Source organism: Pseudomonas sp. Ant30-3 (assembly GCF_000690905.1).
Taxonomy (GTDB): Bacteria; Pseudomonadota; Gammaproteobacteria; order Pseudomonadales; family Pseudomonadaceae; genus Aquipseudomonas.
This window is the reverse complement of record NZ_JMCL01000117.1, coordinates 1-10,870: the sequence shown is the minus strand read 5'-3', so window position 1 is coordinate 10,870 and position 10,870 is coordinate 1. Positions and strand designations below refer to the sequence as shown.

General features: G+C 57.1%; 15 protein-coding genes. 10 read left to right on the top strand and 5 right to left on the bottom strand.

Going from position 1 to position 10,870, the window contains the following annotated elements; all coding sequences use genetic code 11:
* Both DU29_RS01000000130435 and DU29_RS0125315 read left to right on the top strand, forming a co-directional pair.
* The coding region (locus tag DU29_RS01000000130435; RefSeq protein WP_033050935.1) for an S-type pyocin domain-containing protein at positions 1–1,534 on the top strand (1,534 nt) is incomplete at its 5' end.
* Positions 1,531–1,788 (top strand): hypothetical protein, encoded by a 258-nt coding sequence (locus tag DU29_RS0125315; RefSeq protein ID WP_028624223.1) that lies wholly within the window; start codon positions 1,531–1,533, stop codon positions 1,786–1,788. The genes DU29_RS01000000130435 and DU29_RS0125315, both read left to right, overlap by 4 nt.
* 49 nt (positions 1,789–1,837) lie before the next feature.
* On the opposite strand, the gene DU29_RS0125310 is transcribed toward DU29_RS0125315, so the two are convergent.
* From DU29_RS0125310 to DU29_RS0125295, 4 genes are all read right to left on the bottom strand, one after another.
* Entirely contained in the window at positions 1,838–2,749 is a 912-nt protein-coding gene (locus DU29_RS0125310) for an SDR family oxidoreductase (protein WP_028624222.1), read from the bottom strand.
* A 241-nt stretch (positions 2,750–2,990) separates the two neighbouring features.
* Positions 2,991–3,893: an alpha/beta fold hydrolase gene (locus tag DU29_RS0125305; protein WP_028624221.1), complete on the bottom strand. Its 903-nt coding sequence runs from the start codon at positions 3,891–3,893 to the stop codon at positions 2,991–2,993.
* A complete protein-coding gene (locus DU29_RS0125300) occupies positions 3,893–4,675 on the bottom strand; it encodes a class II aldolase/adducin family protein (RefSeq protein ID WP_028624220.1) in 783 nt (260 codons plus the stop codon). The genes DU29_RS0125305 and DU29_RS0125300 overlap by 1 nt, the downstream gene beginning before the upstream one ends.
* Positions 4,676–4,825: 150 nt before the next feature.
* Positions 4,826–5,281 carry a flavodoxin gene (locus DU29_RS0125295; RefSeq protein WP_028624219.1) on the bottom strand — a complete coding sequence of 152 codons (456 nt, stop codon included), beginning with the start codon at positions 5,279–5,281 and terminating at the stop codon, positions 4,826–4,828.
* A gap of 102 nt (positions 5,282–5,383) precedes the next feature.
* Between DU29_RS0125295 and DU29_RS0125290 the strand changes: the two genes are divergently transcribed.
* A complete protein-coding gene (locus DU29_RS0125290) occupies positions 5,384–5,848 on the top strand; it encodes a PAS domain-containing protein (protein ID WP_028624218.1) in 465 nt (154 codons plus the stop codon).
* Between the two features lie 66 nt (positions 5,849–5,914).
* Positions 5,915–6,520, top strand: coding sequence for a hypothetical protein (locus tag DU29_RS0125285; protein ID WP_028624217.1), 606 nt, complete (start codon positions 5,915–5,917; stop codon positions 6,518–6,520).
* 15 nt (positions 6,521–6,535) lie between these two features.
* On the opposite strand, the gene DU29_RS0125280 is transcribed toward DU29_RS0125285, so the two are convergent.
* Positions 6,536–7,495: a MerR family transcriptional regulator gene (locus DU29_RS0125280; protein ID WP_028624216.1), complete on the bottom strand. Its 960-nt coding sequence runs from the start codon at positions 7,493–7,495 to the stop codon at positions 6,536–6,538.
* A 209-nt stretch (positions 7,496–7,704) separates the two neighbouring features.
* Between DU29_RS0125280 and DU29_RS0125275 the strand changes: the two genes are divergently transcribed.
* The 6 genes from DU29_RS0125275 (at position 7,705) to DU29_RS0125250 (ending at position 10,796) form a co-directional block, all read left to right on the top strand.
* Positions 7,705–8,259, top strand: a complete 555-nt coding sequence (locus DU29_RS0125275; protein WP_028624215.1) for an antibiotic biosynthesis monooxygenase — start codon at positions 7,705–7,707, stop codon at positions 8,257–8,259.
* A gap of 160 nt (positions 8,260–8,419) precedes the next feature.
* Positions 8,420–9,130 (top strand): dihydromonapterin reductase, encoded by a 711-nt coding sequence (folM, locus tag DU29_RS0125270; protein ID WP_028624214.1) that lies wholly within the window; start codon positions 8,420–8,422, stop codon positions 9,128–9,130.
* Positions 9,131–9,151: 21 nt separating this feature from the next.
* Positions 9,152–9,727, top strand: a complete 576-nt coding sequence (folE, locus tag DU29_RS0125265; protein ID WP_028624213.1) for a GTP cyclohydrolase I FolE — start codon at positions 9,152–9,154, stop codon at positions 9,725–9,727.
* Positions 9,728–9,729: 2 nt separating this feature from the next.
* Entirely contained in the window at positions 9,730–10,101 is a 372-nt protein-coding gene (gene folX, locus DU29_RS0125260) for a dihydroneopterin triphosphate 2'-epimerase (RefSeq protein ID WP_028624212.1), read from the top strand.
* A gap of 67 nt (positions 10,102–10,168) precedes the next feature.
* On the top strand, positions 10,169–10,465 hold the full coding sequence (locus DU29_RS0125255) for a DUF1244 domain-containing protein (RefSeq protein ID WP_008026968.1): 297 nt from the start codon (positions 10,169–10,171) through the stop codon (positions 10,463–10,465).
* Positions 10,458–10,796 (top strand): HopJ type III effector protein, encoded by a 339-nt coding sequence (locus DU29_RS0125250; protein ID WP_028624211.1) that lies wholly within the window; start codon positions 10,458–10,460, stop codon positions 10,794–10,796. Before DU29_RS0125255 ends, DU29_RS0125250 begins: the two co-directional genes overlap by 8 nt.
* Positions 10,797–10,870 lie beyond the last annotated feature (74 nt).

Genomic DNA, 10,870 nt, shown 5'->3' with positions numbered 1-10,870 from the left:
TCGCCGTAATATGGAAGAGCGTCAACGAGCGCAGGAAGAGTTTAAGAAGAGCCAAATCAAAAGCGCTGAAGAACTCAGACGCCTGCAGTTGAAGATTGCTGCCGAAGATCAAGCTCGCATCGCCAAGCTAAACGCTGCCATAGCCGAAGTCGAGGCGAATTCGTTAGAGGCTGCCGATCAGTTCGCAGCGGAACAATCTCGTCTCGAAAGTGAAATGGAACGGCAGATTGAGGCGATGCACCAAAAGCTTCAGCGCGAAGGCGAGATTTTGGAGCTTCGCCGAAAAATCGTAGATACCGCCACTGCTGTAGCGAAACGGCAAGCCCAACTTGCGACCAGACTTATCAAACTGAAGAACGCGGAGCGGGGAGAGGCCTCGGCGCCGACATTTATCAACGTTGGTCACCTTGCAGCATCAGGATTTGCCTTTTCCGGAACCACTGGTGCAGGAAACATCGGGCCAGGTGCAGCATTGGCGCTAAGAGTCTCGCTGCGCGCAGCGATATCTGCCATTACCGGCGCAATCGCGCCCCTAAGTGCACCGCTGCTGGTCGGCTTCGCGGCATTACTTGCACCATCACGTCTTGGCAATGGAGATCTCTATTCCGTAAGTGTCCCTTTATCGGAACTCCTAATCGTCTCGGATGACGCCCTATTCGAGGTCGCGACCACAGGAGGAGAAATCGATCTGCCGCTGCGTTTGGGCGCAAAAACATCAGGCAATAGAGTTGAGATCATCGTCGCGTCAACAAGTGAGAGGGCAGTACCCGCCAATGTGCAGGTGAGACTCGCGCACTTCGACTCGACTAAGAATGTCTATATTTCTGCCAGCACCGTCCCTAATGGTCCTGTCGTCACTTGGACGCCAGTCGCACACAAGCAAAACCCGTCGACCAGTTTTCCTCTTGCCGAACCCGACCTGCCTATTTACCAAGGAGCCACAGTCACGCCGATTGAAGGGCGAACTGACCCATTTCCAAGTCTGGACAGCTATGAATTTGGTGGTTATATCACGATATTTCCGGCTGCATCCGGAATCCCTCCGCTGCTTATCGTATTCAACAGCCCTTATGACGGGGCAACAGTGACAGGGGAATACAGCGGTCGCAACTTCAATCCAGAACTGGCCGGTGGGCCGATACTCAAACTGGAATGGCATCAAACAGTCATAGAGCAAGCGGGAATCGAAGCAGTTAAGCTACATATCTCTCGGCTCGACCAATCCGACGCCAACAATGTCATGGTGCAACGTCTCGAGAGCATACTTAACGGGCATTTGGTCGTAACAGATACCGACCTGCGCTATTACACTCATGAGATCAGGGAGCTTGAAAGATTTCGGGTTTTAGGTCTTAGCGATGACTTCAAACCTGAAATGGATTCGCCTATATGGAATAACGCACATACAGCAACGCTGGAGGACTTCAAGCTTCAGGATGTCGAGTCCCTGCTCTATACCGAGGAAGCAATCAGCGCTGCGGACAGACAAGATGAGCGTTTTTTTAATGAGTTGTTAAAAGGAGCGAACCTATGAGCGTTGTTGAGCAGATCGTCAAAAATGAAACAGTGGAAGATGTGCTGACTGTTTTTGCACTCGGTTCCGCCATTCCGTCTTTGGACAGGATGTTCGGTCGATACCGATATGAAGTCATAAAAAGCGGTGAATTGTTGAAAACATACGCAAGGCTTTTCGAAGAAGGTGTTCTGGCTAACGGTGTTGGTCCGGTTGCCATTAAAGGACCTAACTGGAAAGCTCCACCATTTGTAACAGAAAGAAAATACGGCTGATAAAAATGACGCCCCAAGTCGCAGACTGCGGCTTGGGGCCCTCATACCCTTAAATCGAAAACCTCTGCAAATTCCCCATCATTTCCTTCAACGCCTCAATATTATCCTTCGGATGCACCGCGCCTTCGAAATCACAAATCTGCGCCCAATGCGCCGCCACATCTTCCGGCGAGAAACCCACCCGGGGATCGAATCCCGCACCCAGGCTGCGCTCCCAGCGAACCTTGCCCATCCAGCCACCGCCGACTTCGAAAAGTCCCGACGTTTCCTGACAGTTTTCGCTGGCCAGATACACCACCAGCGGGCTGACGAGTTCGGGTTTGAGCTGTTCGAACACTTGCGGCGGGATCAGGCCTTCGGTCATGCGCGTGCCGCCGGTGGGGGCGATGGCGTTGACGAGGATGTTGTGTTTGCGACCTTCGATAGCGAGGGTGCGGGTCAGGCCGTAAAGGCCGAGCTTGGCCATGCCGTAGTTGGACTGGCCGAAGTTGCCGTAGATGCCCGAAGTGGAGGCGGTGAAGATCACGCGGCCATAGTTTTGCTCGCGCAGATGCGGCCACGCCGCGCGGGTGACTTTGTAGGCGCCCTCAACGTGGACGCGGTAAACCAGATCCCAGTCGGCGTCGTCCATTTTGTGGAAGGTCTTGTCCCGCAGGATCCCGGCGTTGTTGACGACCACGTCGACACGGCCAAAAGCATCCAGCGCATTCTGGACGATCTTGTCACCGTCGGTGACCGAGTCGTGGTTGGCCTCGGCAATGCCGCCGGCCTGACGAATTTCCGCCACTACGCGGTCTGCCGCCGAAGCGTTAGCGCCCTCCCCCTGGGCCGAGCCACCGAGATCGTTGACCAGCACCTTCGCGCCCTGCGCAGCGAACAGCAACGCATGCGCGCGTCCGAGGCCGCCACCGGCCCCCGTGATGATCACGACTTTATCTTCGAAGCGCACAGATTCATTCATGGGGGACTCCAGCAGGCCAAGGGGACAATGCGTCCGAGTGTCAGGCACGGCGCTGCGGGTCACAACGAACACGGGTGAGTCTGAATGGTGTTCGATAAGGCTGGGGGATGATGCGGTTTTGGGATTGGGGTGACCATTAGAGATCGCAGCCTCGTGTTACTCGACAGCTCCTACATCGGGATCACCGATATCCCTGTAGGAGCTGTCGAGTAACACGAGGCTGCGATCTTTCAGCATCGACTCAGGAAAAAGCCACCTTACGCGGCAAAGGGATCAACCGGCCGCGAAACGCCAGATAATGCTGCAGCACCTGCGCCGGCGCTTCGGTCTGCGGGTAATGGCCGATGCTGGGCAACAGCACGGTATCAGCGTCTGGAATCAGTTCCTGGTAACGCTTGACCATGTGCGCTCCGGAAATCGGATCGACCTCGCCATCAATCACCCTCAACGGCACTTCGCCACGCTGCATCGCCAGCACCCAGCGGTCCCGCTGAATTCGCCGTTCAGGGATGTATGCGATGAGTTTGTGAATAATGCGCGGCCCGTGATTGCTATCGATCAGGCTCCAGAAATCATCCATCTCGCTTTCCGTAGGGCGGGTGTGCGGACCGAATATCTGCCGAAAACTCTTCACCAGCGCCTCGCGCGAGAAGGCCCGCCCAATCATCCAGCCCAATGGGCTGAGCAGCAGTTTTTGCATGAGTACCGGGCGATGGGTTTCCGGAAACAGGCCACCGTTGAGGAACACGCAACTGGCGAGCTCGATGCGCGCCTCATAATGCCGGGCCAGCAATTCCTGCGCCACGCTGTCGCCATAATCGTGGGCGAGAATGTGCACAGGCGTTTCGACGTTCAGGTGCTCGAGCAGTGCCTGTTGCAAATCAGCCTGTTCGAGCAAGCTGTACTCATGATTAACCGGTTTGGCTGAATCGCCGAAACCCAGCATGTCGCAAGCGATCAAGCGGTAGCGCTGAGCCAGCGGTTGCCATAGAAAATGCCAGTCCCAACTGGCGGTCGGGAAACCATGAATGAGCAACAGCGGTTCGCCCTGCCCTGCCGTCCAGTAACGAATGGCATGACCACGGAACATGAACGTCTGGCTGCGCTTGCGCCAGACACACAACGGGATCTCGGCGAGAGGCATCAGGATTTATATCCCGGATCCAGTTGATCGAGTTTGCGCAGCAACGCCGGCCAGGCCAGCGCGCCCCCCATGCCTTGAGCACTTTTGGTGACGCCCGCAATCATCGCCTTGGCGCCCGCCAGAATCTGCGGTTCGATGGCGATCAATTCCGCCCCTCCGTTCTGCGCCAGCACCTGGATATCGCAGGCGCGCTGGAAGGTAAACATCATCAGGAAGGTGTCGGCGACGGTGCTGCCACAGGTCAGCAGGCCGTGGTTGTGCAACATCAGGAAGTTGTTTTCACCGAGGTCGGCTTGCAACCGCGCTTTCTCCTCGTGATTCAGTGCGACGCCTTCGTAGGCGTGATAAGCCAGGCTGGACAGCACGAATAACGACTGCTGGCTGATCGGCAAGATGCCCTGTTTCTGCGCCGACACCGCAACACCTGCCGCCGTGTGCGTGTGCAGCACGCAAACCACATCGTGACGCACTTCGTGCACTGCACTGTGGATCGTGTACCCCGCCGGATTGATTTCGTACGGGCTGTCCATCAGTTTGTGTCCGGCCTGATCGACCTTGACCAGGCTGGATGCGGTGATCTCGTGGAACATCAGGCCGAACGGGTTGATCAGGAAATCTTCGGTGCCTGGCACCTTGGCCGAGATGTGCGTGAAGATCAGATCGTCCCAGCCATGCTGGGCAACCAAATGGTAACAGGCCGCCAGGTCGACGCGGGTCTGCCACTCGGCGGCACTGACCTGATGCTGAACGCTGGATGGCGACTGGATGGGGGCTACGCTCACGGCAAGGAAACTCCTGTTCTTGTTTTTATGCACACGTGAAGCAGTCTAGTCAGCCCTCGGTATTCGGGTAGTTGCATTGCCAGCCAGCTTGGTGGCCTAGCGAGTCAGGAACTCGAAAGGCCCGGAATTACTGGATTCATGAGTGTCAGATCATTGGTGTAGTGCATCGACCAGTTCAACCAGCCACGGTTCTGCGTCGGCTTCCGGCGTGACACTTTCGCTGGCGTCCAGACGCAGCATCGGCAGCACTTCACGCAGGCCCAGCTCGGCAAACAGTTCACGCATCTGCTCGCCACCGCCGCAAAAAGTATCGCCATAACTGGCATCGCCCAGGCCGATCACGGCCCCCGGCAAACCACGCCACGCCGCCGGCAACTGATCGCGGATGGCAAAATACAAAGGCTGCAGATTGTCGGGCAGCTCGCCCATGCCGGTGGTCGACGTCACGGCGAGAAAAGCCTCCGGGCCGAACGCCTGAAGCTCTGCAAGGGTCGCGCGCGAGTTGTAGAACGTCTCGAAACCGGCAGCTTTCAAAATGCTGGCAGCATGACGGGCGACTTCTTCGGCCGTGCCGTACACCGAGCCGGAAAGGATGGCAACTTTCATCAATCGGGTCCTGAAGCTTAATAAAGGGAAGGATCTTAACAGCACGACCCTGAATGTTCTTTTAGAATGCAGACGATCAATCACCCGCAAAGGACTCTGCAAATGATCAACGCGCAATTGCTGCAAATGATTATCGATGCGTCGAACGAAGGCATTGTGATCGCTGAAAAAGAAGGCGAGCAGGACAACATCCTGATTTACGTGAACCCCGCATTCGAGCGACTGACGGGCTACTCGAGCGAAGAAATCCTCTATCAGGATTGCCGTTTTCTGCAGGCTGGAGATCGGGATCAAGCGTCCCTGCGCGTGGTTCGCGAAACGCTCGATCATGGCGGCTCCTGCCGCGAGATCCTGCACAATTATCGCAAGGATGGAACGCCGTTCTGGAACGAGTTATCGCTTTCAACGGTAAAAAATCCGGGCGATGGCCAGACTTATTTCGTCGGCGTGCAAAAAGATGTCACTCTGCAAGTCAAGGCTCAACAGCGCGTAGCGCAGCTCGAAGCGCAAGTGGCAGAGCTTAAAAGGGAGTTGTCCGCATTAAAAGCGACCAACGGCGCAAACTAAAATGCGAATTAATAGTCATTAACTACAATCACCGATGACTTTGTTGCCATTTCTTTCGAGTAGATCATGCAACGCGACACGCTCTTGACCCAGGATGAGCTGGATTTCATCCAGACCATGCAGCACAACCCGCAACTCAATGTACGGGATGCGACGTCGAGCCTGCTGGTCAACGGGGGTTCACAGATTCGTGATCTGCTGACGCGCCTTGCTGCAAATGAGCAAGTGACTATTCAGGCCAACTTCGACAATCAGCAAATGACCTTTCCGCTGCACCTGGTGGAAGACGAATTTCATGCGCTGCATCTTCGTTTGGGCGTTCCCAGCATTTACGAAGACGGCCCGATGATTCGGCCTTGGCGGTTAGTCCTTGAAGAGCCGGTAGCGCTGGAGAATGCCAACGGCCAGCCCGGTACGATGTGGGTGCACGAGGTGTCGTTCAAAGGTGTTCTGCTGGAAGTGCGCAACAAGACCAAACCTCCCAAGCATTTCGCGCTCTGGTTCAGCCCTTCGGGCTATGAGCGCATTGCCTTGCGTGGCACCTTCGAAAAAGAAACCGATCGCGGCTACTTTGCCTATCAGTTGAACCAGGGCGACAAAGACGAAACCGAACGCCTGCGCCAGTACATCCTTCAGCAGCATCGCCTCACCCACCCCGCTCTGCACCTCTGATTTACTTCGCCCGCCTCAAGTGTCCAGGCCGCCAGCCAGGAACTGTTTCAAACGCTGGCGCATCTGCGTTCCCTCACTTCCCAAGCAGCCGATTGATGATCCGGTCAGGTTTTCCTGCGCCAGTTCGGCGACCTCACCTGCCAGCAGCAGCTGACAATCAATGCTCAGCGCCAGTCGGTTCAGCAGATGTGACAGCTGGGCGGCGGGTGCGTGATTGGAGAAAAGCACGAGCGCTTGGGGTTTGATCCTTTCGCACACCAGCGTCAGCTCATCGAACGGCTGCCCGACTGCCATGACCTGAAGCGCGTAATCGGAATTACTGAGCAACAACGCCGCCACTAACAGTTCGAGTTCGTGACAGCGATCGTCCAGGGCACAAACGACGACTCTTCGGGCGACCGTCACGCGCGCCAGCGACAGGCGTTGCACTACGCGCGAGCGCAAAAAACCATCGAAGAAAATCCATTCACTGGCGTGCCCGAAGGCTTCCTGTCGATGCTGCAATTGCTTCCACAACGGCAGGAGGATGTGCTGAAAAACTACCGTTAGCGGGTAACTGGAAAAAATCTGTCCATAGACCTGATCAAGTTGCACCACATCGAAATCGCTGACCGCAGACTTGAGCTGCTCCTGCCATTGCGCATGATCGGTTTGCACCAGCTCACGGGGAAGGTTGTGCGATGAAACCTGCAGCGGCGCGGTTTTGACCAGTATCTTGCCGACTTTACTGACGGCGACGCCGCGATCGATCCAGTCGAGAATAGTGCGCACCCGTTCAATATCGCTCATTGAGTACAGGCGATGCCCGCTATCAGTGCGCGTTGGCTGAATCAGGCCGTATCGGCGCTCCCAGGCACGCAAGGTGACCGGATTGACACCGGTCAGTCGCGCCACCTCACGAATGGGATGCAGCAGTTCCGGGCCAGGTGCGGTACCGGGCTGAAGAGCCGGGGCAGTGTCAGTGATGACAGGCATTTAACAATTCACGTCCTTGTACGATTTGGATCCCATTGTAACCTTCTGCGGCCGGGATAATTCAAGGCACCGATGATTGACCTGCCGTGCGGGCCATACCTATAGAATGCGGAACGTTTTTTGCTGGTTGCACAGGCGCAGCTCCCTACCCCCGTTGCGCCTGCGTAGCTCCTACCCGGAGCAACGCATCAGTCTCATGGAGATACACAATGTCTACCTCACCCGTCACGCTGATGGTCGCTCGTCGCGTTGCCGAAGGTCGTTATCAGGATTTGATGGTCTGGCTGCGCGAAGGCGAACAGCTGGCCACCGATTTTCAAGGTTATCTCGGCTCTGGCGTGCTTGCACCGCCACCCGAGGATGATGAATTCCAGATCATTTTTCGTTTCGCCGATGAACAGACGATGCACGCCTGGGAGCATTCCGCCTCGCGGACCGCTTGGCTGGAGCGCGGCAGTGACTTGTTTGCCGATCCCACCGAGCATCGGGTCAGTGGCATCGAGGGCTGGTTTGGCGCGACTGGCCAGCGTCCACCGCGCTGGAAACAGGCAGTGGCAATCTGGCTGGCATTCTTCCCGGTGTCGCTGATGTTCAACTTTGGATTGGGGCCATTGCTCGATGAGTTGAGCCTGCTGCCACGCGTGTTGATCAGCACGCTGTGCCTGACGCCGTTGATGGTGTACCTGTTTATCCCGCTGTCGACCCGACTGCTGGCCGGTTGGCTGAACACCCCGACGACGCTCCGCAAAACCATTAACCCCTAGGAGCAAGCTTGCTCGCGAAGAACGATAACGCGGTCATCCCACGGAACCGTGTTTCCATTGATCGCGAGCAAGCTTTGCTCCCACCAGGCTTTGCGCCCATAGAGGTGAGAAGCCCCCGTCGCTGGTATAGTTTTTGTTCTCACCGCGACGCGAGCCGTTCATGACCTCTTCATCTGCCCCGATCCTCATCACCGGTGCCGGCCAGCGTGTCGGCCTGCACTGCGCACAGCGTTTGCTCGAAGACGGTTACCCGGTGATTTTCACCTACCGCAGCGAGCGCAGCGGCGTGCAGACGTTGCGCGACCTCGGGGCGACGGCACTGTTCGCGGACTTCGCCACTGAAGCGGGCATCCTCGCCTTCATCAACGAACTGACAACGCATACCGAGAGCCTCCGGGCCATCGTGCACAACGCATCCGAGTGGTTGGCGGAATCCGCGGACACCGACGCCGCTGCGTTTACCCGTATGTTCAACGTGCACATGCTGGCGCCCTACCTGATCAATCTGCACTGCGCCGACCTGCTGTACCGGTCAACCCCGGCCGACATCGTGCACATCAGCGACGACGTGACCCGCAAGGGCAGCAGCAAGCACGTCGGTTACTGTGCGAGCAAAGCCGGGCTCGACAGTCTGACGCTGTCCTTCGCCGCCCGGTACGCGCCCTCCATCAAGGTCAACGGTATCGCGCCGGCCCTGCTACTGTTCAACCCTGAAGACGACGCGGCGTACCGCAGCAAGGCGCTGGCGAAATCCGCACTGGGCATCGAACCCGGTAGCGAGGTCATTTACCAGAGCCTGCGCTACCTGCTCGACAACCCTTATGTCACCGGCACTACCCTGACCGTCAATGGCGGCCGGCACATCAAATAAGCGGCCCCGCGAGGATGCTCCATGACGTTATCCCTGCACCACAATTCCCTGCCCGAGAACTATCGCGACATTCTTATCGGCCTGGGTGAAAATCCCGACCGCGAAGGCCTGCGCGATACACCGGTGCGCGCGGCCAAAGCCATGCAGTACCTGTGTCATGGCTATGAACAAAGTGTCGAAGAAATCGTCAATGGCGCATTGTTTGCCTCGGACACCGATGAAATGATCATCGTCGCCGACATCGAGCTGTATTCGCTGTGCGAACACCATTTACTGCCCTTCATCGGCAAGGCCCATGTGGCCTATATTCCAACGGGCAAAGTGCTGGGGCTGTCGAAGATTGCGCGGTTGGTGGACATGTTCGCCCGACGCCTGCAAATTCAGGAAAACCTCACCCGGCAAATCGCCGATGCGGTGCAGCAGGTGACCGATGCCGCTGGTGTCGCGGTGGTCATCGAGGCGCGGCACATGTGCATGATGATGCGCGGTGTCGAGAAACAGAATTCGACCATGAACACCTCGGTGATGCTCGGTGCCTTTCGCGACTCGAGCAACACCCGTCAGGAGTTTCTGCAATTGATTGGACGGAGCAAGTAGCAATGCCACAACTTCAACCAGGCACCGCACGCATCCGGGTCAAGGACCTGTGCCTGCGGACCTTCATCGGCATCAACGAGGATGAAATCCTCAACAAGCAGGATATCTTGATCAACCTGACCATTTTGTACGCGGCCCAGGAAGCGGTGCGCGACAACGACATCGAGCACGCGCTGAATTACCGCACCATCACCAAGGCGATCATCGCCCATGTCGAAGGCAATCGCTTTGCGTTGCTGGAACGGCTGACCCAGGAGATTCTCGATCTGGTGATGGTCAATGAATCAGTGCAATACGCCGAAGTCGAAGTCGACAAACCCCACGCGTTGCGCTTTGCCGACTCGGTGTCGATTACGCTGGCGGCGGGTCGCTGATCGCGTCTGGCGTATTGGTCGTCAGGCTTTTATCATCCGCGCCAACCATTGACCCACAGAGGCCGTCATGACCGATCAGCAACGCCTGGAACTTGAAGCCGCCGCCTTTCGCCGGCTCGTCGCGCACCTCGACAGCCGCAAGGACGTGCAGAATATCGACCTGATGAACCTCTCGGGTTTCTGCCGTAACTGCCTGTCCAAGTGGTACAAGGCCGCGGCCGACGAACGCCAGATCGAGGTCAGCCTTGATGACGCTCGCGAAGTGGTTTACGGCATGCCGTACGCCGAGTGGAAAGCCCAATACCAGCAGGAAGCCAGCGCCGAACAACAGGCGGCGTTTGCCAAAGGAAAACCCAATGAATGATCTGAACACCCTGCGCGCCAGCCTCAACAGCGGCGAACACAATTTCGCCGAAACCCTGGCGTTCATTGCGGCCGGTTACGACTACCAGCCTCAGGCGTTCACCAATGGCGGCGTGGAGAATGCGGCCGGGCAGAACGAAGGTTCGTGCAAGACCCTGGGTCTGGCGCTGCTGGAAGGCTTGAGCGATGAAGAAGCGCTGCTGGCATTCGGTGAGCATTACCGCTCGGTGGTGGCAACGCCTGAAGGCAGCGATCACGGCAACATTCGCGCACTGATTGCGCATGGTCTGGCCGGCGTGAAATTTGCGCAACAGCCCCTGACCCGCCGCTGATTCAAAGCACCACATAACTGTTTGGACCGGGGACATGGTTTACCTGTGGCGAGGGAGCTTGCTCCCGCTGGGCC

Excerpts from the sequence above, each read along its gene's own strand:
- DU29_RS0125290 (WP_028624218.1), top strand. The coding sequence starts at position 5,384 with ATGATCAACGCGCAATTGCTGCAAATGATTATCGATGCGTCGAACGAA.
- DU29_RS0125315 (WP_028624223.1), top strand. The coding sequence starts at position 1,531 with ATGAGCGTTGTTGAGCAGATCGTCAAAAATGAAACAGTGGAAGATGTG.
- DU29_RS0125255 (WP_008026968.1), top strand. The coding sequence starts at position 10,169 with ATGACCGATCAGCAACGCCTGGAACTTGAAGCCGCCGCCTTTCGCCGG.
- DU29_RS0125250 (WP_028624211.1), top strand. The coding sequence starts at position 10,458 with ATGAATGATCTGAACACCCTGCGCGCCAGCCTCAACAGCGGCGAACAC.
- DU29_RS0125285 (WP_028624217.1), top strand. The coding sequence starts at position 5,915 with ATGCAACGCGACACGCTCTTGACCCAGGATGAGCTGGATTTCATCCAG.
- DU29_RS0125280 (WP_028624216.1), bottom strand. The coding sequence starts at position 7,495 with ATGCCTGTCATCACTGACACTGCCCCGGCTCTTCAGCCCGGTACCGCA.
- folE (WP_028624213.1), top strand. The coding sequence starts at position 9,152 with ATGACGTTATCCCTGCACCACAATTCCCTGCCCGAGAACTATCGCGAC.
- DU29_RS0125310 (WP_028624222.1), bottom strand. The coding sequence starts at position 2,749 with ATGAATGAATCTGTGCGCTTCGAAGATAAAGTCGTGATCATCACGGGG.
- folX (WP_028624212.1), top strand. The coding sequence starts at position 9,730 with ATGCCACAACTTCAACCAGGCACCGCACGCATCCGGGTCAAGGACCTG.
- DU29_RS0125305 (WP_028624221.1), bottom strand. The coding sequence starts at position 3,893 with ATGCCTCTCGCCGAGATCCCGTTGTGTGTCTGGCGCAAGCGCAGCCAG.
- folM (WP_028624214.1), top strand. The coding sequence starts at position 8,420 with ATGACCTCTTCATCTGCCCCGATCCTCATCACCGGTGCCGGCCAGCGT.
- DU29_RS0125275 (WP_028624215.1), top strand. The coding sequence starts at position 7,705 with ATGTCTACCTCACCCGTCACGCTGATGGTCGCTCGTCGCGTTGCCGAA.
- DU29_RS0125295 (WP_028624219.1), bottom strand. The coding sequence starts at position 5,281 with ATGAAAGTTGCCATCCTTTCCGGCTCGGTGTACGGCACGGCCGAAGAA.